The following is a 20,698-nucleotide window of genomic DNA, read 5'->3' on the forward strand; positions in this document are numbered from 1 at the left end:
CCCCCACCAATCCTGACTAATCGCCCGCCCTCACCACCCCCGAATCCCGGACTGGGCCGCCACGGCGATCCGCGACCCTCCGGATCACTTTCGGTCTGCGGCTCTTCTCTCACACCATTCGGTGGTACGGGCCACCCCAGCCGCCGTGACTCCCCGCGGCTGCGGCAGGCAATCCCTCACGACCGTCCCCCGGTGAAACTCGTGCATTCCCCTCCCGGTCACCCCCAACCAGCGGGGCCCTCTCCACCACGGAGGCGCCACTCCAGGCGGGGCGCGAAACCGCTGAGCGGGCGGATCCGGCCGGATCCGGCCGGTATCCCAAGCCCGAGGGGACTGCCCGCGCCGCGGCGTATCTTGCCCGGCCGGCTCTCACGGCTGTCTCGACGCGCGGAAGACAGCCGTGAGAGCCGGCCGGGGTTTTCCGGCTGGTCGTCAGGGCTGCTTCAACGGGTGGGAGGCAGCCCTGAGAGCCGGCCGGAGGAACCGCCGCCGGGCTCGCCCGCCCGTCGATAAGCAGGCCGGCGGCCGGACAGCGGGGGTCCCGGGCCGGCTCGGTGACCACGAGAGGGAGGACGCGGGATCGACGACGGACGGGTGGATGCCCGTTATGCGGCTTGATGTAAGCGGGGGCTGGCGTTACAGGTGCGACGGGCGGGTATAACGGTGCCCATGCCTGATGCGCCCGTGTTGCTCGCCGGACGGTACCGGCTCGGCGAGAGCCTGGGCCGTGGTGGGATGGGCCAGGTTCTACTGGCCCGCGACGAGACCCTGGAACGAGACGTCGCGATCAAGGAGCTGGACCGGCCGTTCGGCAGCGATGACGCGGCGTCGGCGCGGCGCACGCTGCGTGAGGCGCGTGCGGCGGCGCGGATCAATCACCCCAACGTCGTTCAGGTGTACGACGTTCTGCAGCTCGCCGACCGCACCTGGATCGTCATGGAGTACGTGCCGTGCCGGTCGCTCCGTGAGGAGATCACCGAACAGGGGCGCCTGGACCCGTACCGTGTCGTCCGGATCGGTCTCGATCTTCTCGGCGCCCTGCGTGCCGCGCACCGTTTCGGGGTGGAACACCGCGATGTGAAACCGGCGAACGTGCTGCTCGCCGACGACGGGCGGGTGCTGCTCACCGACTTCGGCATCGCCGCGGTCGACGACGACGGGGTGATCAGCCGGTCGGACATCCTGGTCGGGTCGCCGCAGTTCATGGCTCCGGAACGGGCGCAGCACGGGGTCAGCGGCCCCGCGGCGGATCTGTGGTCGCTCGGCGCCACGCTGTACTCGGCGGTCGAGGGCCGATCGCCGTACGAGCGCAACTCCACGATGGCGACGCTCGCCGCCCTGGCCACCGAGGAACCGGACCCGCCCACCCATGCCGGCGCGCTGCGGCCGTTGCTGGACGGCCTGCTCCGCAAGGACCCGACGGCCCGGATGAACCTGGAGGACGCCGAGGCTCTCGCCCGCACCATCATCACCGGACTGTCGACGCCCGAAGCCCCGCCGACCGGTCTGGCCGGTCTGGCCGCGGCGCTCCGGATCCCGCGTCCCCGCACCCCCAAGGAATCGCCGGCCCGGCCGCCGCGCACCGACAGCCACCCAGGAACCGGCACACCCGCTCCCGGCGGTTCCACCCCTCCGGCGAAGGGTGTCGCCAGCGGTTCCGCCCCTGCGGCCAAGGGTGTCGCCAGCGGTTCCGCCCCTGCGGCCAAGGGTGTCGCCGGGGGCCCTGCCGCCTCGGCGAAGGGGGCCGCCAGCGTCTCGGCTGCTGCGGCGAAGGGCGGTGCCGTCGCCGATCCTGCCGCCTCGGAGAGGGACGCTGCTGAAGGTTCTGCCGCCTCGGTGAAGGGCGCTGCTGAACACTCTGCCGCCCCGGCGAAGAGGGCTGCTGGAAGTAGCGTCACGGCGGGGGACAACGTCGCCGGGTCGGCGAAGAGTTCCACCGGGGCCGGACGGGACGGCGCGGACCCGCTGACGCCTGCCGACGCGGGTTCGCCGGGCTCCGCGGACGGCCTCGAGCGGGATGGAGCGGCGAAGCCGGGCCGTGCCTCGGACCGGGCAGCCGAGGCCGCGGGTGAAACCGATGGGGAGCCGGATGGGTTCCCCGGCGCCGCGGGTTCGCCCGATACGGCAGCCGGTGGCCCCGAGCAGGCCGGGACGGCGGGTTCGGGCCGTGCTTCCGGTGGAGCCGCCGGTGCCGCAGGCGCCGCCGTTCGGCAATCGGATGGCGTCCGCGGTGTCGCGGGTTCGCCGTCCGGTCCGGACGGCGACGAGGACGCGCGTGACGGTGGCCCGGCTGTTCCCGACGGTGCCGAAGGGGCGCGTGACGGTGGCCCGTCCGGTGGTCCCTCCGCCGGAGCAGGGGAGAACGGCGACCGTGTCGACACTGACTCTGCGCGCGCCACGGAGTCGGACGCCGTCGCGACCGGCGGCCCGGCCGCCGAGGTGGGCGCCGGAATCGAGCAGCAACCGTCGGCGGGCGACCCCAAGCCGCAACCGACGGTCGACGGCGCGCCCGCGGTAGGGCTTGAGCCGGCGAGCGGTGCATCCGGGGTGGGGCGTGACTCGGCGTCTGGCACTGCCGCCGGGGTGGGGCGTGACTCGGCGGCTGGCGATGCCGCCGGGGCCGGGCTTGAGTCAGCGGCCGGCGATGCCGCCGGGGTGAGGCGCGATTCGACGGCGAGCGGGGCCGCCGGGACGGCTGCGGTTGGGCTTGAGCCAGCTGCTGGCGGGGCGGCCGCGGTGGGGCGAGAGCCGGCGGGGAACGGTGAGGCCGGCAACGGGTCGGGCCCGGACGTGACGCGGGTCGACGATCCGGTGACGGAACCGATGGCCGGGGCGTTTGCGGTCGGGCGTGGGGCGGTTCCGCGGCAGCGTCGTTCGGGCGTACCGGAGAGGGATCCGCAGTCGACGGTGACCGCGAGTGACCGCAAGCGGCGTCTGCCGCTCGTCGGGGCCGCATCGCTCGCCGTGGTCGTCGCCGCTGGTGCGGTGTGGGCGCTGAGCCGGCCGGACGGGGAGACGCCCGTGGCGCGCCCGACGGCCGTGGCCACGACGGCGACCGCTGCGCCGTCGCCGGTGTTCCCGGGGGGTGCCGACGCGGTGGCGCCACCTCCGGCGTCCCCGAGCAGCAGCAGCCCGAGCGCGACGCCTAGTGCGAGCCCGAGCACGAGTCCGGCGACCGGTGGCCGTCCGGCGCTGCGGCCCGGATGGGTGGATTATCGGGACGCCTCCGGCTTCTCGGTGTACGTGCCGGAGGGCTGGACCCGCTCCAAGGAGGGCACGATCGTCTACTTCCGGAGGGCGGGGAAGATTCTCGGGATCGATCAGACCGACGACCCGAAACCGGATCCGGTGGCGGACTGGCGGGAGCAGTCCCGGTCGCGGCAGGCGAGCGGTGACTTCCCCGGTTACGACGAGGTCAAGATCGCGCGGGTGGACTACTTCCGGACTGCCGCCGACTGGGAGTTCCTGCGGAACCGCAACGGCGTCCGCAAGCACGTCAACAATCGTGGCGTGGTGGTCTCCGACAACAAGGCGTACGGCTTCTACTGGGAGACGCCGGACGCCGAGTGGGGCGAGTACCGGGACGACCTCCAATACATCTTCGACAGCTTCCAGCCCGCCAAGTAGCCGGCGGCCCGGAGCCCCGCGTGGGTGGCGCGGGCCCGGTTCTCGGCCTGGTCAGGTGAGTGGGGCGGCCTGGAGTCGCGAGGTGGTTCTCAGCCCTTACGCACGAGATCTAGTGAGTTTCGGGCGAACCGATTCACCACAACCTCACAAGATCGACAACCGGCGGGCAAGCAATCGGCCGGCAGGGTCGGCAAGGTCGGCAGGGTCGGCAGGGTCGGCAGTGAGAGTCAGCCGGAAGTGAGGTGGCGCGGGACGGTTTTCAGCCCGGCAGGTGATCGGGTGGGCTGAGGCTCGCGAGGGTCCGGGGTCGCGCTTTCAATCCGTCAGGTGACCGGCGGCCCGGAGTTCCGCGAGGTCGGCGTCGGGATTGAGGGCGTGCGCCACGGCGGCGGTGAGTGGGTGCATCGCCACGACGTGCGCGACCGCTGCCCGGTCGATGGTGACCTCGTGGTAGTCGCCGGCGAAGTCCGTGTAGCTGCCGGCGAGGTCGTCGTCGCAGAGGATGGCGAGGAGGCTCGCGCCGTCGGGGCTGAAGTCGTGGACGCTGCGGGGCGGCGGGAAGCTGATGCCGGTGCCGGCGTGCCAGCGGTCGTCGGTGGTGCGCCGCCACAGCACGGCGGTGGCGGACAGGACACCGTGATCACAGAATGCGGGGTCGGTGGTGAACGGGAGGAACTCGGGCGGCAGGCCGTCGAGCAGTCCCGGCCACAATTCGTGATCGTCGGCGGCATAGGGCGACATCGCCGACTCGTGATCGAAGACCCGGATGAACGCCCCGGCGTCGCTGAAGACGATCGAGTATTCGTCGCCGCCGCCGTTGTCCATCGCGGCCACCTCGTCGTACCACGTGTAGTACGGGTAGTCGGAGCCCTGGATGAATTCCAGGGTCGCGAGGGCCCGGCACCGGTTGCGCAGTTCGTCGATGGAGGGCAGCCGCTCAGCGAGGTCGTAGACGTTCACTCCGGCGACATTACGGCTGTGCTCCCGGAAGCAGGCTGGTGGTGTCGAGCGCGAACGGGAAGGGTTGGCGGGCGGTGAGTGTCTGCCCGTGCACCGCCACCGCCGCCTCGACATATCGGCTGCCTTTCCGGCGCAGCAGCCGCAACCGGACCGATCCGAAGCCGGGCAGTTTCGGCTCGACCAGCAGGTACCACGGGATGCCGGCCGCGGCGTAGAGATGCATCCGCAGCACCCGATCGACGGCCACCGTATTGGCGGAGACCACCTCCCCGACGAGAGCGACCTCAGCCGCCTCGAAGCCGAAGTCGGCGAAGGATCCGGACACGCCGGACGTGCGGAGAGTGCCGGACGTGCCGGAGGCTCGGAGAGTGCTGGAGGCGTCCGGAGAGCCGGAGGTGGTGGAGGCGGCGGCCGGCGAAGCGGAGGGCGCCGGCGAGACGGAAGCGGCCGAGGAGGTGGACGGGTAGGAGGCGACGACGAGGTCCGGCCCGAGGATGGTCTCCGGCCCGAGAGAGACGTTGATGTAGTGGAGGGCGTGCAGATGTGCCGCCTTGGCCGCCGGATGGATCGCGCTGACCAGCGCACCCACCACCGCCTGGTGGGCCGGCTCGCCCCGCGGCCCGGACCAGATCGCCCCGTCGATCAGATCGACCCGGCTCAAGGTCTCGCCGAGGGCCAGGTATTCCTCCGCCGTCCATGGCTGGGAATGGTCGAGAACGGAATCAATCATTGCCGTGGCCTCTCAGAAGTCGATCAGGAAACCGGTGTCGAGCGACATCGGCACGGGACTGTCGAAGGTCAGGATCTCGCCGGGCGCGGCGGCGGCGACCGGCGAATACTGCTTTCCGCGCAGCTGGAACAGGTGCAGCGTGACCGCCCGGTAATCGGCCAGGTCGGGCTCGGCGAGCAGGAACCACGGGATCCCGGCCTCCGCGTACAGCTGCGTCTTGAACCCGCGGTCGAACGCCGTGACGCCCGGCCCGGTGACCTCGCCGGCCAGCAGGACCCCGGCCGGGTCGCCGAAGTCGAGATCGCCGGAATCCCGCTCGATCACCAGGTCGGGGCAGACGATCCGCCCGCGGCTGAGCCGCAGACCGGCCGCGAGCCGGACCCGCACGCCCGTGCTCTGTGCGCCGGGCCGCAGTGCGGTGAGGAGGGCGGCCGCGATGTCGTTGCGGCGCCGGTTGGGCCGAGGGGTCACCCACAGACTCCCGTCGATCAGCTCGATGTGATGCAGGGGGCCGCTGAGGGCGAGGAGGTCGGCCTCGCTCCAGGGGCCCGGATGACTGTCCAGCGAGACCTCGGCCAGGGGCCGAGTGTCACAAGCACTCATGTGGACACTGTCTCATGCACACCTGTCACTGGTCAACCTGATAAGGGTCAACGTGGAATGCCCTGCGCCGCCGCCCGAGCCGCCGTGGCCAGCCGTTCCGCCACCGCCGTGTGGTCGTCGGCGACCAGGCCGACGGTCACCCGCAGGTGGGGCGGCATCCCCGGGCCGACCGCGAACGCCGTCCCGGCCGCCGCCCCGATCCCGGCGCTGGCCAGGCTCAGCAGGGCCGCCTGCTCGTCGGCGACCGGCAGCCACAGGTTGAGCCCTTCGCCGGGCGGCAGCGCGATCCCGGCGGCGGCGAGGCCGGCGACGATCAGGTGGCGGCGGCGGGCGTACTCGTCCCGGGCGGCGGCGACCGCGGCGATCGACGACGGCTCGGTGAGCAGGGTGAGCAGCAGGCGCTGGAGCAGCCGGCTGGTCCAGCCCTGGCCGAGCAGCCGCCGCTCGAGGATCGGGTCGAGGACCGTCGCGGGGCCGCTCACCGCGGCCAGCCGCAGGTCGGGGCCGTGCGACTTGGAGAAACTGCGGACGTGCACGGTCTGTCGCGGGAGGTGGGTGCCGATCGACAGCAGTGGCCCGGAGGCGAGGTCGCCGGCGGAGTCGTCCTCCACCACGTACACCGAGGGGTGCCGCGCGAGCACGGCGGACAGGGCGGCGGCCCGCTGCGGTGACCACGACGCGCCGGTGGGGTTGAGCGCGCGGGGCTGGAGGAAGACCGCGGCGGGGCGCCGCGACAGCGCGGCGGAGAGCTGGTCCGGCAGCATGCCGTCGGCGTCGGTGCCGACACCCATGACCGGTACGCCGAGCGTGTCGAGCAGGTCGAGCAGCGGCGGGAAGCACGGGTTCTCCACCAGCGCGAGGTCGCCGAGCCGCAGCAGCGCGGTCGCCACGTGGTCGATCGCGTCCATCGCGCCGTCGAAGACCGCGAGGCGCTCCGCGGGGTACGGCCACCGCTCCCGCAGCAGCGCTCCGAGCGCGGGCAGCACCGGCTCGTCGAGGTAGCTGCTGGGCGCCGGTGACAGGCCGTGCAGTGCCGGGACCGGCGGGAGGAGCCGCGGGTCCGGCACTCCGGTGGACAGGTCCAGCCCGAACCCGGAGGTCTGCCGCAGGGCGGCCCGGTAGCGCCCCGGCCCGCCGGTGCCGGGGGTGGCGACGACCGTGCCGCGCCGGCCGTCCGTGCGGATGGTGCCGGCCCGGCGCAGCAGCTGCCACGCCGCGTTGACCGTGGTGGGGGAGAGGTGCAGCTCGGCCGCGACGGCGCGGACCGGCGGGAGCCGGGTGCCGCCGGGCAGGGCGCCGTCGCCGACCGCACGGCTCACCGCCTCGGCGAGTCCGCGGGCGCTGGGTTCGGTGAGGCGGTCCATGACGGCCGGGTAGAACATTATGTGACAGTACAATCGGAGCATTGTTCGGTCTAGTGCTGTCACATAACCTCGCCGTATGAGTCACATCGCGCACTGGATCGGCGGCGCCGAGACCGCCGGCACGTCCGGCCGGACCGCCCCGGTCTTCAACCCCGCCACCGGCGAGCGGATCGCCGAGGTCGATCTGGCCTCGGCCGCCGAGGTCGCCACCGCCGTCGCCGCCGCGAGGGAGGCGGCGAGGTCGTGGCGTGCGGCGAGCCTGTCCAAGCGTTCCGCGGTCCTGTTCACGTTCCGTGAGCTGCTCGCGGCGCGCAGCGGCGAGCTGGCCGCGATCGTCACCCGCGAGCACGGCAAGGTGCTCGCCGACGCGGCCGGCGAGATCGCCCGCGGCCTCGAGAACGTGGAGTTCGCCACCGGCATCCCGCACCTGATGAAGGGCTCGTTCTCCGAGCAGGCCGCCACCGGTGTGGACGTCTACTCGATCCGCCAGCCGCTCGGCGTGGTCGCCGGCGTCACCCCGTTCAACTTCCCGGCGATGGTGCCGCTGTGGATGTGCGCCACCGCGATCGCCGCGGGCAACGCGTTCGTGCTCAAGCCCAGCGAGAAGGACCCGTCGGCCGCGCTCTGGCTGGCCCGGCTGTGGCGTGAGGCGGGCTTGCCGGACGGCGTGTTCACCGTGGTCAACGGCGACAAGGAGGCGGTCGACGCGCTCCTGGTGCACCCGGACGTCGCGGCGGTCAGCTTCGTCGGCTCGACCCCGATCGCGAAGTACATCTACGAGACCGGCACCGCGCACGGCAAGCGGGTGCAGGCTCTCGGCGGCGCGAAGAACCACATGATCGTGCTGCCGGACGCCGAGCTGGACGCGGCCGCCGACGCGGCGATCAGCGCGGGGTACGGCGCGGCCGGCGAGCGCTGCATGGCGATCTCCGTGGTGGTCGCGGTCGGTGAGATCGCCGACCCGCTGGTCGAGGCGATCGCGGCCCGCATCCCGAAGATCAAGGTCGGCGACGGTACGGATCCGGAGTCCGAGATGGGCCCGCTGATCTCCGCCCAGCACCGGGACAAGGTGGCCGGCTACATCGAGGCCGGCGCCGAGGCGGGCGCGACGGTGATCACGGACGGCCGCGACATCGCGGAGAAGCCCGGGTTCTTCCTCGGCGCGACGCTGCTCGACAACGTCACGCCGGAGATGACCGTCTACACCGACGAGATCTTCGGCCCGGTGCTCAGCGTCGTCCGCGTCGGCACCTACGCCGAGGCCGTGCGGCTGGTCAACGACAACGAGTACGGCAACGGCACCGCGATCTTCACCCGGGACGGCGGCGCGGCCCGGCAGTTCCAGTTCGACGTGAACGCCGGCATGGTCGGCGTGAACGTGCCGATCCCGGTCCCGGTCGCCTACTACTCGTTCGGTGGCTGGAAGGCGTCGCTGTTCGGCGACACCCACATGTACGGCCCGGACGGCATCCACTTCTTCACCCGCAGCAAGGTCGTCACGTCCCGCTGGCCGGACCCGGGCACGTCGTCGATCGACCTCGGCTTCCCGCAGACCCGGTGAGGAGCACCATCGTGAGTAGTGAATCGCAGGTGCGCGCGGACGACCGCGCGCACGTCTTCCACTCCTGGTCGGCGCAGGGGCTGATCGACCCGTTGCCGATCGAGCGGGCGCTGGGCAGCCACTTCTGGGACTACCAGGGGCGCAGGTACCTGGACTTCTCCTCGCAGCTCGTCAACATCAACATCGGCCATCAGCACCCGCGCCTGGTCGCCGCCATCCAGGAGCAGGCCGCGAAGCTCTGCACCATCCAGCCGGCGTTCGCCAACGACAAGCGCGGCGAGGCGGCCCGGATGATCGCCGAGATCGCCCCGGACGGCCTGAACAAGGTGTTCTTCACCAACGGCGGCGCCGAGGCCAACGAGAACGCGATCCGGATGGCCCGGCTGCACACCGGCCGGCACAAGGTGCTCTCCACCTACCGCAGCTATCACGGCTCGACCGCCACCGCGATCACCGCGACCGGCGACCCGCGGCGCTGGCCGAACGAGCCGGTCGCGATCGGCGTCGTGCACTTCTGGGGGCCGTACCCGTACCGGTCCCCGTTCCACTCCGATTCGCCGGAGCAGGAGACGCGGCGGGCGCTGGCGCATCTGCGCGACACCGTCGTCTTCGAGGGCCCGGCCACCATCGCCGCGATCCTGATCGAGACTGTGGTCGGTACCAACGGCATCCTGGTCCCGCCGCCCGGTTACCTGGCGGGCGTGCGGGAGATCTGCGACGAGTTCGGCATCGTGTTCATCGCCGACGAGGTGATGGCCGGGTTCGGCCGCTGCGGCGAGTGGTTCGCGATCGACCACTGGGGTGTGACCCCCGACCTGATCACCTTCGCCAAGGGAGTGAACTCGGGCTATCTGCCGCTGGGCGGCGTGGTCATCGCCGACGAGATCGCCGAGACGTTCCGGGAGCGCCCGTTCCCGGGCGGCCTCACCTACTCCGGTCATCCGCTGGCGTGCGCGTCGGCGGTGGCCAGCATGCAGATCTTCAAGGAGGAGGGAATCGTCGAGCACGCCCGCGCGCTCGGCGAGGACGTCATCGGCCCGGAGCTGGCCATTCTGGCGGAGAAGCACCCGAGTGTCGGCGAGGTCCGCGGACTGGGCGTGTTCTGGGCGATCGAGCTGGTCACCGATCGGGAGGCGAGGACACCTTTGGTACCGTTCAACGCCGCCGGCCCCGCGGCCGCGCCGATGAACGCGGTCGCCGCCGCCTGCAAGGAGCGCGGTCTCTGGCCGTTCGTCCACTTCAACCGGCTGCACGTGGTGCCCCCGTGCACGATCACCGAGGCCGAGCTTCGCGAGGGCCTCGCGATCCTGGACGAGGCCCTCACCGTCGCCGACGGCTTCTACACCGCCTAAAACCCCGGATTACGTCGCTGAAACGGGATTGGATCTTCTGATTCCGTTTCGGCTTTGGAAATTACTTCGGATTCCCTTGCTGACTCACTCGATGGTGTGACAAGGTCCCTCCAGTCCGGGTGAGAAGCCCCTGACCGGAAGGCCAGATTCCCTGTGAGCACAACCCTTCCCGTGCTGCGCAATTTCGTCGCCGGGTCCTACCGCGACACCGAGGACGGCCTCACGTCCCCGGTGATCGACCCCAGCACCGGAGAGACCTACGCGCACGCGCCGGTCTCCTCGGGGCGTGACGTCGAGTCGGCGGTCGAGGCCGCCGAGCGGGGCTTCGAGATCTGGCGGGACAGCACCCCGGCCGAGCGGCAGCGGGCACTGCTGCGCATCGCCGACGCGATCGAGGCCCGGGCCGACGAGATCGTCGCCGCCGAGGTCCGCAACACCGGCAAGCCGGTCGCGGCCACCCGGGCCGAGGAGATGGGCCCGATTCTGGACGAGCTGCGGTTCTTCGCCGGGGCGGCCCGGGTGCTGGAGGGCAAGTCCGCGGGGGAGTACCTGCGCGACCACACCTCCTTCGTACGCCGTGAGCCGATCGGCGTCTGCGCGCAGATCACCCCGTGGAACTATCCGATGGTGATGGGTGTGTGGAAGTTCGCCCCGGCGATCGCGGCCGGCAACGCGGTCGTCCTCAAGCCGTCGGACACCACTCCGGTGAGCACCCTGCTGCTCGCCGAGATCGCCGCCGAGTTCCTGCCGCCCGGCGTGCTCAACGTGGTCTGCGGCGACCGGGACACCGGCCGCGCCCTGGTCGCGCACCCGGTCCCGCAGTTCGTCTCGATCACCGGTTCGACCCGGGCCGGCATGGAGGTCGCCAAGGCGGCCGCCCCCGACCTCAAGCGCGTCCACCTGGAGCTCGGCGGCAAGGCCCCGGTGGTGGTCTTCGACGACGTCGACATCGCCGCCACCGCGGCCGCGATCGCCGGCGCCGGGTTCTTCAACGCCGGCCAGGACTGCACCGCCGCCACCCGGGTGCTGGTGCACGAGGGGATCGCCGCGGACTTCACCGCCGCGCTCGCCGCGGCGGCGAAGGCCACCCGGGTCGGGCCGCCGTCGGACACCGCGGCGTTCCTCGGCCCGGTGAACAACGTCGGCCAGCTGGACCGGATCACCGGTTTCCTGGACCGGACCCCGGCGCACGCCGAGGTGGTGGCCGGCGGGCGCCGCGTCGGTGATCATGGTTACTTCTTCGAGCCGACCGTCGTCACCGGCCTTCGCCAGCAGGACGAGATGATCCAGGACGAGGTGTTCGGGCCGGTCGTCACGGTGCAGAGCTTCGTCGACGAGGCTCAGGCCGTGCGCTGGGCCAACGACGTCCGGTTCGGGTTGAGCGCCAGCGTCTGGACCGAGAACCACGGCCGGGCGATGCGGGTCTCCCGCCGTCTCGATTTCGGCGCGGTCTGGATCAACACGCACCTACCCTTCGTCTCCGAGATGCCGCACGGCGGTTACGGTCACTCCGGCTACGGCAAGGACCTTTCCATGTACGGATTCGAGGAGTACACCCGGATCAAGCACGTGATGAGCTTCACTGGCTGATCTTGCGCCACCCCACATGCTGCGACGCCCCGTTCGAGGTGATAGATGACCACTTCTCCCCCTACGCCGCCGACTCAGGCGGCGATCGAGTTCGTCAGCGTGCGCAAGGACTACGTGTCGCACGGTGAGGCGGTTCCCGCCGTGCGGAGTCTGGATCTGGCGATCGGACAGGGGGAGTTCTTCTCGCTGCTCGGACCGTCCGGCTGCGGCAAGACCACCACCATGCGGATGATCGCCGGCTTCGAGGATCCGACCGAGGGCAAGGTGTTCCTCGACGGCCGGGACGTCACCGGCGTCGTGCCGAACAAGCGCGACGTCAACATGGTCTTCCAGTCGTACGCCCTCTTCCCGCACCTGACCGTCGCGCAGAACGTGGCCTTCGGCCTGGAGCGCCGCAAGGTCGCCAAGGCCGAGATCACCAAGCGGGTCGGCGAGATGCTCGAGATCGTCTCGCTGACCGGCATGGAGAAGCGGCAGCCCAAGGAGATGTCCGGCGGCCAGCAGCAGCGGGTCGCGCTGGCCCGGGCCCTGGTCAACCACCCGCGGGCGCTGCTGCTGGACGAGCCGCTCGGCGCCCTCGACCTGAAGCTGCGCCAGCAGATGCAGATCGAGCTCAAGCGGATCCAGCGCGAGGTCGGCATCACCTTCGTCTACGTCACCCACGACCAGGGCGAGGCGCTCACCATGAGTGACCGGATCGCGGTGATGAACAACGGCCGTATCGAGCAGCTCGGCTCGCCGCGGGACATCTACGAGCGCCCGGCGACCCGGTTCGTGGCCGGCTTCATCGGCACCTCGAACCTCGTCGACGGACACGTCAGCTGGTCCGAGCAGGGGTACGCGGTGCTCGAGAAGGGTCCCGGCGAGCGAGTCGTGGTGCCCGTCCCGGCCGGTGTGGAAGTGGGGCGTGACCTGGAGATCTCGGTCCGTCCGGAGAAGATCGACCTGCACCGGGCGATGCCCGCGAACGTCACCGGCAGCCTGCTCTCCGGAATCGTCACCGAGGTCGTTTACCACGGGACGTCGACGAATTACACAGTGGCGACATCCGCTGGAACAGATTTCGTGGTGTTCGATCAGAATGCGCACGATGCAGAGGACGTCGCGACTCGCGGTGAGCGCGTCTACCTCACTTGGGCCCCACAGCATTCGTACCCGATCGGAGTCTGATGTTCCCGACCAACAAGCCGAACCCCTCCCTCCTGCGGGGCATGACGCAGTCGCGGCTCGGGCGCCGCGAGGCGCTGCGCCTCGGCGGGTTGTCGGCGATGGGCGCGTTCCTCGCCGCGTGCGGCGTCGAGGGCAAGGGCAAGCCGCAGGCCAGCGTGGCGCCCGACGCGGTCGCCAAGTTCTGGGGCGGCAAGACGCAGAACGGCAAGCTGAACTTCGCCAACTGGCCGCTCTACATGGACCCGAAGCATCCCGAGCTGAAGGCGTTCACCAAGAAGACCGGCATCCAGGTGAACTACCAGGAGGTCATCGCCGAGATGGGCCCCTGGTTCGCGAAGGTGCAGCCGCAGCTGTCCGCCGGGCAGTCGATCGGGTACGACCTGATGGTCGTCACCAACTCGATCCAGTTCGGCCAGTTCCGCGACTCCGGCTTCCTGGCACCGCTGGACCACTCCAAGCTGCCCAACTACGCCGCCAACGCGGCCAAGTCGTACGCCACCAGCGCGTACGACCCGGGCAACGTGTTCAGCATCCCGTACACCTCCGGCATCACCGGCATCGCGTACGACCCGACCAAGATCAAAGAGCCGATCACCAAGATCGCCGACCTGTGGAACCCGAAGTACAAGGGCCGGGTCGGCATGATGCGCGACCTGCAGGAGCTGGGCAACTTCGGCCTGCTCGCGGCGGGCCTGGACCCCGCCAAGTCGGACGAGACGGGGTGGAAGCAGGCGGCGGCCAAGCTCAAGGAGCAGAAGGACGCCGGCATCGTCCGCAACTACTACGAGCAGAACTACATCGACGCGCTCGGCAAGGGCGAGGTCTGGATCACCATGGCGTGGTCCGGTGACGTCTTCCAGAAGAACGTCTCCGACGGCACGAACTACAAGTTCGTGATCCCGGAGGACGGCGGCACGATCTGGACCGACAACATGGCGATCCCGGTCACCGCGGAGAACCCGGTCGACGCGATCATGATGATGGACTTCCTGTACGAACTGGAGAACGCCACCACGCTCGCCGAGTACATCAACTACGTGTGCCCGGTGCCCGCCGCGCAGGCCCAGATGAAGAAGCACGCGGCCACGGCGACCGGCGAGGACCAGGCGTTCCTGAACGCGGTGGCGGACAGCCCGCTGGTCTTCCCGGGGGAGGCCGAGTACAAGCGGCTGCACTACTACGTCAACTTCGACACCGCCGAGGAGAAGAACGACTTCGAGCGGGTGTTCCAACCGATCGTGCTGGGGTAGAACGTATGGACCGGGTGAAACGTACACTCGCGCCCTACCTGCTGGTGCTCCCCGGCGGGCTGTGGCTGCTGCTGTTCTTCGCGGTGCCGATGGCCACCATGTTGTCGCTGTCGCTGCAGGAGGGCGACATCGTCAACGGGTTCGTCTTCACGGGCCACTGGCAGAACTACACCGAGTCGCTCGCCGACTATCAGACCCAGTTGATCCGCTCGCTGGTGTACGGCGCCGTCACGTCGATCGTCCTGATCGCGCTGTCGTTTCCGGTCGCTTACTGGATCGCCTTCTACGGGGGCAAGCGGAAGGCGACCTACCTCTTCCTGATCATGCTGCCGTTCTTCGTGTCGTTCGTCCTGCGCACCATCTCCTGGCGGATGCTGCTCACCGACGACGGCGTGCTGTTCCATCCGCTGAAGGAGGCCGGGCTGCTCCCGGACGACTTCCAGGTGCTCGGCACCTCGACCGCGGTCGTCGCCGGGTTGGTGTACAGCTTCCTGCCGTTCATGGTGCTGCCGATCTACGTGGCCCTGGAACGCATCGACCCGCGGGTCGTCGAGGCGGCCCGGGATCTGTACGCCTCCCCGATGACGTCGTTCCGCAAGGTCGTCTTCCCGCTGGCGCTGCCAGGCGTGTTCGCGGGCGTGCTGATGACCTTCGTGCCGGCCAGCTCCGACTACGTCAACTCGGAACTGCTCGGCAGCTCTGAGACGACCATGATCGGCCAGGTCATCCAGGCGAAGTTCCTCCAGAACTCCGACTACCCGTCGGCGTCGGCGCTGTCCTTCACCCTGATGGCGGTGCTGCTGATCGGCGTCTTCACCTATGCCCGCGCGCTGGGCACGGAGGACGTCATGAAGGTGGCCGCCCGATGAGCGCGCTGCGGATCAACGGGGCGCGCGTCCTGCACGCCTACACCTGGCTGCTGATCGCCTGGCTCATCCTCCCGATCGGGGTGATGATCCTGTTCGGCTTCAACGACCCGAGCGGGCGGTACAACCAGACCTGGCAGGGCTTCACGCTCAAGTGGTACCGGGACGTCTTCGCCCTGGACGCACTCACCGACGCCCTGGTGGTGTCGCTGCTGATCGCGGTGCTCACCGCGCTGATCGCCGGGGCGCTGGGCACCGGTATCGGGTACGCCCTGGGCCGTTTCCGGTTCCGCGGGTCCGGCGGCCTCAACCTGCTGATGTTCGCCGCGATCTCCTCGCCCGAGCTGGTGATGGGCTCGTCGCTGCTGAGCATGTTCGTGTCGGTGGGGATCAGCCCCGGCGTCACCACCATCACGATCGCCCATGTGATGTTCTCGGTGTCGTTCGTCGCGATCGTGGTCCGGGCCCGGGTGATGACCCTGGACCGGTCCCTGGAGGAGGCGGCGGCCGACCTCGGCGCGAGCGGCTGGACCACCTTCTGGAAGGTGATCTTCCCGATCATCCTGCCGGCCGTCATGTCCGGGGTGATGCTCGCGTTCGCGCTCTCCATCGACGACTTCGTGATCACCAACTTCACCGCGGGCACCACGCAGACGTTCCCGCTGTGGATCTGGGGCGCCACCCGGGTCGGCCTGCCGCCACAGGTCAACGTGATGGGCACGATGATCTTCGCGGCGGGCGTGCTGTTCGCGGTGATCGCCAACCTGCGGTCCCGGTCGAAGAAGGGGTGACCCACCCGCTTTCGACGAGGAAGGCCCGGCATCGGCTGCCGGGCCTTTTTCATGCGGAAAGGGTTGCCCAGGGTCTTGTGTGCAACGGATTCCGTGGGCAGGATCATTTCCACCTCTGGAAAGTGGGAGAGATACCCGTGAGCGACCGAACCCCGGCCGACGTGGAAGAGTTGTCCGCCACCGCCCGTGACCACCTCTGGATGCACTTCACCCGGCTCTCCGCCTATCAGGGCGCCCCCGTCCCGGTGATCACCCGTGGCGACGGCTGTTACGTCTGGGACTCCACCGGCCGCCGCTACCTCGACGGCCTCTCCGCGCTTTTCGTGGTGCAGACCGGCCACGGCCGTCAGGAGCTGGCCGAGGCCGCCGCCAAGCAGGCGGGCGAGCTGGCGTACTTCCCGATCTGGTCCTACGCCCACCCGAAGGCGATCGAGCTGGCCGGCCGCCTGGCGAGCATGGCCCCCGGCGACCTCAACCGGGTCTTCTTCACCACCGGTGGCTCCGAGGCCGTCGAGAGCGCGTGGAAGCTGGCCCGCTCCTACTTCAAGCGCACCGGCAAACCGCTCAAGACCAAGGTCGTCTCCCGGGCCGTCGCGTACCACGGCAGTTCGATGGGCGCTCTGTCGATCACCGGCATCCCGCCGTTCAAGCAGGACTTCGAGCCTCTCGTCCCGTCGGCGATGCGAGTGCCGAACACCAACTACTACCGTCGTCCCGACGAGAGCATGACGCCGGAGCGGTTCGGGATCTGGGCCGCCGACCGGATCGCCGAGATGATCGAGTTCGAGGGCCCGGACACGGTCGCCGCCGTCTACCTGGAGCCGGTGCAGAACGCCGGTGGCTGCTTCCCGCCGCCGCCCGGCTACTTCCAGCGGGTCCGGGAGATCTGCGACCGCTACGACGTGCTGCTCGTCTCCGACGAGGTGATCTGCGCCTTCGGCCGTCTCGGCGAGTGGTTCGGCGCCGACCGCTACGGATACCAGCCCGACATCATCACCGTCGCCAAGGGCCTCACCTCCGGGTACGTCCCGCTCGGCGCGATGATCGCCTCCGACCGGCTGGCCGAGCCGTTCCTCACCGGCGCCAACTGGTTCGCCCACGGCATCACCTACGGCGGCCATCCCGTCGGCTCCGCGGTCGCCCTCGCCAACCTGGACATCATGGAACGCGAGGGCCTCAACCAGCACGTCCGCGACAACAGCCCGCTCTTCCGGTCCTACCTGGAGAAGCTGCTCGATCTGCCGATCGTCGGCGACGTCCGCGGCGACGGCTACTTCTTCGGCATCGAGATGGTCAAGGACAAGGCCACCAAGGCCACCTTCGACGCCGACGAGTCCGAGCGCCTGCTCCGCGGCTTCCTCTCCAACGCTCTCTTCGACGCCGGCCTCTACTGCCGTGCCGACGACCGCGGCGACCCGGTCATCCAGCTGGCCCCGCCGCTGACCGCCACCGAGGCCCAGTTCGCCGAGATCGAGCAGATCCTGCGCTCGGTCCTCACCGAGGCCCAGAACCGCCTCTGACCAGCGCCTTCACGCGGCGGTCACCGCGGTTCCGGTCCAGCCCCAACTGGTTGTCACGGCTGTCTCAGCGCCGCTGAGACAGCCGTGACAGCCAGCCGAGAGTGAACGGCGAGGGCGGATCCGTCATTCGGGCCGGTCTGCCGGGACGGGATCGAGGGCGTCACCGAGCAGGGCGCGGAGGGCCTGGGCGTGCTGGTTGAGCGCGTGGCGGCCGGTGTCGGTCAGCCGGGCGTTGGCGCGGCGGCCGGTGCGGCGGATCTCGACGTAGCCGGCGTCCTGCAAGGCGGTGAGCTGTTTGCTCAGGGCGGAGTCGCTGAGCCCGGTGGCCTCGCGCAGGAAGCTGAACTCCACGAACACGGCGGGAGCGAGCAGGGCGGCCAGCGACAACCGGACCGGGGAGTGCAGCAGCTCGTTGAAGCCGGGCGGCTGGGCGTCGGTCATGCCCGTTCCCGGATGGCGGCGGCCTGGCAGCGGTTGATGGTGGCGGCCCAGACCACGGCGGACGCGATGCCGGCGATCGTCGCGTCGGCGGGCACGTCGTAGAGCCGCAGCGGAGTGCCGACGGCGATCGCCGTGCCCATGACGGCGGCGCCGAACAGGATGAGCGGACTCCAGCGCATCACCCGCATCCGCAGCCGGACGCCGGTGAAGCGCTCCAGGGCGAAGGCCAGGCCGACCAGGGCCAGGCCGGCGCCGATGAACACCGCGGTCCCGAACCGGCCGGTGAGGTCCTGGCCGGCGCCCAGGGCCGCCACGGCGGCCGCGGATCCGAAGGTGTACCACCAGGGAAGGCGAGGGCTGCCCTGGCGCAGGGTCTGTCGGGTGCGCTGCTGGATCTCGGTGAGAGCGTTCGAGGCCTCGGTGGCGTCCATGCCCATTCCTTCCTTCTTGGCAACTCTTGCCCAGGAGGAAAACGTAGTCGATATTTTCCTCCTGGGCAAGAGTCATGGGCGGCTCGCGGCCAACCGTCCGGGATGCGGCTGATGCGGGTCACCCGCGGCGGCATATCGGCGAGGGTGGTTGTTCCGGTATTCGCCCCGGCTCGTGCCGCGCTGGCGCATGCTGGGAAGACGGACCTTCCGACGGAGCTGATATGGCCGTTTTGCTGATTGCAGAGGACGACGAGGACATCGCGCTGGTGCTGGCCCGGGTGTTCAAGCGTGCCGGGATCACCGTGCTGCGCGCCCCGGACGGCCGGGCGGCGTTCGAGGCGGTCGTCGAGCACCGGCCGGATGTCGTCCTCACCGACTTGGGTATGCCGATCATGGACGGCTGGGAGCTGATCGACGCGATCCGGAACCATCCCGACGACGACATCCGGAGGCTGCCCGTGGCGATCCTCAGCGGCCACCTGCGCCCGGGTGATCCCCGGGCCGGATCCGCGCGGGTCTGCGCCATCCTGCTCAAGCCGTGCCCCAACGATCAGCTGCTCGCGACCATGGACGAACTGGTGACGATCGGCCCGCACGACCACGATCCGGCGGATAATCGATGCCCCGCCGACATGCCGGTTTCAGTATGAATAATACGAAATTGGGTATGCGACCAGGAAGCCCGTGACCACGGGCCTCGGTCGGGAGAATCGGGCGGGTCATGGTGGTGCTGGGAGAGGCGGCGGCCGCTCTGGACAACGGCGCCTTCCTCGGCGCGCTGCTGGAGAGCATGGATGCCGCCGTCATCGCCTGTGACGGTGACGGCCGGGTGGTGTTCGCCAACCGGGCGATGCGCGAGCTCGCCGGGGTCGAGCCGGACGGCCCGCTGCCGGCGGACTTCGAGCGGGCGGCGTTCCGGCACCTGACCACCCCCGACCTGCGGCCGATGACCCGCGCCGAGAGCCCGCTGCTGCGCGCCCTGCACGGCGAGCACGTGGACTCCGAGGACGTGCTGCTGCGCCGCCCCGGCCACCGGCTGCGGGTCTTCGACACCCGGGCCCAGCCGATCCGCGATCCCGGCGGCGCGGTGGCCGGCGCGGTCTCCGTCGCTCACGAGGTCACCGCGATGCGCCGGGTCGAGCGGTTCCGCAACTGCCACATCGCCGTCGAGCACGTGCTGAAGAAGTCCGGCTCCATCGCCGAGGCCACCCCGGAGGTGCTGCGCGCGGTGACCGCCACGCTCGGCTGGCCGTCCGCGGAGCTGTACCTGATCGACCACGCCTCCGGGCTGCTGCTGCCGGCCGGGCACTGGGACTCCTCAGGGCTCGAGCCGGACGAGTTCTTCGGTCACACCCCGGTGCGCGGGCAGGGGATCACCGGGCGGGTGTGGGAGAGCGGGCGGCCCATCTGGGTGCCCGACCTGGGACGCAGCGCCGACCTGCGGACCGCCCACGAGCGGGAGCGGGTGGAGATCTGCCTGCGCCGCGGGGTGCGCACCGCGCTGGCCGTCCCGGTCCGCGACGGCGGCACCCTCCTCGGCGTGCTGACCTGCTACGCCGGCACCCAGGAGTACGAGCCCGACCTGCTCACCGTCCTGCTCAACGGGGTGGCCGCGCAGGTCGGGATCTTCGTGGCGCAACGCCGCGCCGAGGAGCTGTCCCGCCAGCTCGCCCGCGCCCAGGGCGACTTCGTGGACCTGGTCGGGCACGAGTTGCGGACCCCGCTGACCGCGATCACCGCGAACGCCACCCTGCTCGCCGACGAATGCGCCGGCCACGACGCGGACTGCGCGCAGATGGCCCAGGTGATCGCCCGCAACGCCGGCGCGCTGCAGCAGATCGCCGACACCCTGCTCGACCTGGCCGGCCTGGACGCCGGGCACCTCGCCCTGGACGTCGCCGACGTCGACCTGGCCGCGCTGGTCGCCGACGCGGTGACCCGCCTGCGGCACGGCGGCGGCCGGCTCACCCTCGTCACCGAGCTGCCGGCCCGGCTGCACCTGCCCGGCGACATCGCCCGGCTGCGGCAGGTCGTCGACGACCTGCTGTCCAACGCGGTCCGCTACAGCCCGCCGGGCTCGCCCGTGCACATCACGCTGCGCGCCGACGAGTCCATGGCCGACCTGTGCATCGCCGACGGCGGCATCGGCACCCCTCCGGACGAACGGCCCCGCGTCTTCGACCGGTTCTTCCGCGGCAGCAACGTCCGTCACCAGGGCACCCCCGGCAGCGGGCTGGGCCTGAGCCTGGCCCGGGCGATCGTGCTGCTGCACGGCGGCACGATCACGCTGGCCGACAACAAGCCGTCCGGCACGATCGTCCGCGTCCGCCTGCCCCTGGCCGGCCCACCGCCCTGACCCCCGGCGTGCCGCCCTGACCCCCGGCGTGCCGCCCTGACCCCCGGCGTGCCGCCCTGACCCCCGGCGTGCCGCCCTGACCCCCG

The 20,698-nt window shown here is 70.6% G+C and carries 17 protein-coding genes; 11 read left to right on the forward strand and 6 right to left on the reverse strand.

Annotated elements, in window-relative coordinates; all coding sequences use genetic code 11:
* The first annotated feature begins 669 nt into the window (after positions 1 to 669).
* On the forward strand, positions 670 to 3,627 hold the full coding sequence (locus Aut01nite_RS24910) for a serine/threonine-protein kinase (RefSeq protein WP_083998479.1): 2,958 nt from the start codon (positions 670 to 672) through the stop codon (positions 3,625 to 3,627).
* 315 nt (positions 3,628 to 3,942) lie between these two features.
* Here Aut01nite_RS24910 and Aut01nite_RS24915 read toward each other — a convergent pair whose 3' ends face one another.
* From Aut01nite_RS24915 to Aut01nite_RS24930, 4 genes are read right to left on the reverse strand one after another with little or no spacing between them, the layout of a single operon-like run.
* Positions 3,943 to 4,587 carry a hypothetical protein gene (locus Aut01nite_RS24915; protein WP_043522366.1) on the reverse strand — a complete coding sequence of 215 codons (645 nt, stop codon included), beginning with the start codon at positions 4,585 to 4,587 and terminating at the stop codon, positions 3,943 to 3,945.
* A 10-nt stretch (positions 4,588 to 4,597) separates the two neighbouring features.
* Entirely contained in the window at positions 4,598 to 5,317 is a 720-nt protein-coding gene (locus Aut01nite_RS24920; protein ID WP_043522367.1) for a Uma2 family endonuclease, read from the reverse strand.
* A 12-nt stretch (positions 5,318 to 5,329) separates the two neighbouring features.
* Positions 5,330 to 5,920: a Uma2 family endonuclease gene (locus Aut01nite_RS24925; RefSeq protein ID WP_043522369.1), complete on the reverse strand. Its 591-nt coding sequence runs from the start codon at positions 5,918 to 5,920 to the stop codon at positions 5,330 to 5,332.
* A gap of 47 nt (positions 5,921 to 5,967) precedes the next feature.
* Positions 5,968 to 7,302 (reverse strand): aminotransferase class I/II-fold pyridoxal phosphate-dependent enzyme, encoded by a 1,335-nt coding sequence (locus tag Aut01nite_RS24930; RefSeq protein WP_043522371.1) that lies wholly within the window; start codon positions 7,300 to 7,302, stop codon positions 5,968 to 5,970.
* 58 nt (positions 7,303 to 7,360) lie between these two features.
* Between Aut01nite_RS24930 and Aut01nite_RS24935 the strand changes: the two genes are divergently transcribed.
* The 8 genes from Aut01nite_RS24935 (at position 7,361) to Aut01nite_RS24970 (ending at position 17,384) form a co-directional block, all read left to right on the forward strand.
* On the forward strand, positions 7,361 to 8,845 hold the full coding sequence (locus Aut01nite_RS24935) for a CoA-acylating methylmalonate-semialdehyde dehydrogenase (RefSeq protein ID WP_043522373.1): 1,485 nt from the start codon (positions 7,361 to 7,363) through the stop codon (positions 8,843 to 8,845).
* 11 nt (positions 8,846 to 8,856) lie between these two features.
* Positions 8,857 to 10,197, forward strand: a complete 1,341-nt coding sequence (locus Aut01nite_RS24940) for an aspartate aminotransferase family protein (protein WP_083998488.1) — start codon at positions 8,857 to 8,859, stop codon at positions 10,195 to 10,197.
* 174 nt (positions 10,198 to 10,371) lie between these two features.
* Entirely contained in the window at positions 10,372 to 11,787 is a 1,416-nt protein-coding gene (locus Aut01nite_RS24945; protein WP_083998489.1) for a gamma-aminobutyraldehyde dehydrogenase, read from the forward strand.
* 45 nt (positions 11,788 to 11,832) lie between these two features.
* Positions 11,833 to 12,957 (forward strand): ABC transporter ATP-binding protein, encoded by a 1,125-nt coding sequence (locus Aut01nite_RS24950; RefSeq protein WP_043522377.1) that lies wholly within the window; start codon positions 11,833 to 11,835, stop codon positions 12,955 to 12,957.
* A 41-nt stretch (positions 12,958 to 12,998) separates the two neighbouring features.
* Positions 12,999 to 14,207, forward strand: a complete 1,209-nt coding sequence (locus tag Aut01nite_RS24955; RefSeq protein ID WP_236642503.1) for a polyamine ABC transporter substrate-binding protein — start codon at positions 12,999 to 13,001, stop codon at positions 14,205 to 14,207.
* A gap of 5 nt (positions 14,208 to 14,212) precedes the next feature.
* Positions 14,213 to 15,076 (forward strand): ABC transporter permease, encoded by an 864-nt coding sequence (locus tag Aut01nite_RS24960; protein WP_043522380.1) that lies wholly within the window; start codon positions 14,213 to 14,215, stop codon positions 15,074 to 15,076.
* Complete coding sequence (locus Aut01nite_RS24965; RefSeq protein ID WP_043522381.1) at positions 15,073 to 15,864, forward strand: ABC transporter permease; 792 nt, start codon at positions 15,073 to 15,075, stop codon at positions 15,862 to 15,864. The genes Aut01nite_RS24960 and Aut01nite_RS24965 overlap by 4 nt, the downstream gene beginning before the upstream one ends.
* Positions 15,865 to 16,001: 137 nt before the next feature.
* On the forward strand, positions 16,002 to 17,384 hold the full coding sequence (locus tag Aut01nite_RS24970) for an aspartate aminotransferase family protein (protein WP_043522382.1): 1,383 nt from the start codon (positions 16,002 to 16,004) through the stop codon (positions 17,382 to 17,384).
* 123 nt (positions 17,385 to 17,507) lie between these two features.
* Here Aut01nite_RS24970 and Aut01nite_RS24975 read toward each other — a convergent pair whose 3' ends face one another.
* Positions 17,508 to 17,825 carry a transcriptional regulator gene (locus Aut01nite_RS24975; protein ID WP_043522383.1) on the reverse strand — a complete coding sequence of 106 codons (318 nt, stop codon included), beginning with the start codon at positions 17,823 to 17,825 and terminating at the stop codon, positions 17,508 to 17,510.
* A complete protein-coding gene (locus Aut01nite_RS24980; RefSeq protein ID WP_152628476.1) occupies positions 17,822 to 18,256 on the reverse strand; it encodes a hypothetical protein in 435 nt (144 codons plus the stop codon). The genes Aut01nite_RS24975 and Aut01nite_RS24980 overlap by 4 nt, the downstream gene beginning before the upstream one ends.
* A gap of 221 nt (positions 18,257 to 18,477) precedes the next feature.
* On the opposite strand from Aut01nite_RS24980, the gene Aut01nite_RS24985 reads away from it, so the two are divergent.
* Together Aut01nite_RS24985 and Aut01nite_RS24990 are read left to right on the forward strand one after the other, a co-directional pair.
* Positions 18,478 to 18,906 (forward strand): response regulator, encoded by a 429-nt coding sequence (locus tag Aut01nite_RS24985; protein ID WP_043522386.1) that lies wholly within the window; start codon positions 18,478 to 18,480, stop codon positions 18,904 to 18,906.
* Positions 18,907 to 18,977: 71 nt separating this feature from the next.
* Entirely contained in the window at positions 18,978 to 20,612 is a 1,635-nt protein-coding gene (locus tag Aut01nite_RS24990) for a sensor histidine kinase (protein ID WP_043522387.1), read from the forward strand.
* Positions 20,613 to 20,698: the final 86 nt, after the last annotated feature.

Source organism: Actinoplanes utahensis, from assembly GCF_016862455.1.
Lineage (GTDB): Bacteria > Actinomycetota > Actinomycetes > Mycobacteriales > Micromonosporaceae > Actinoplanes > Actinoplanes utahensis.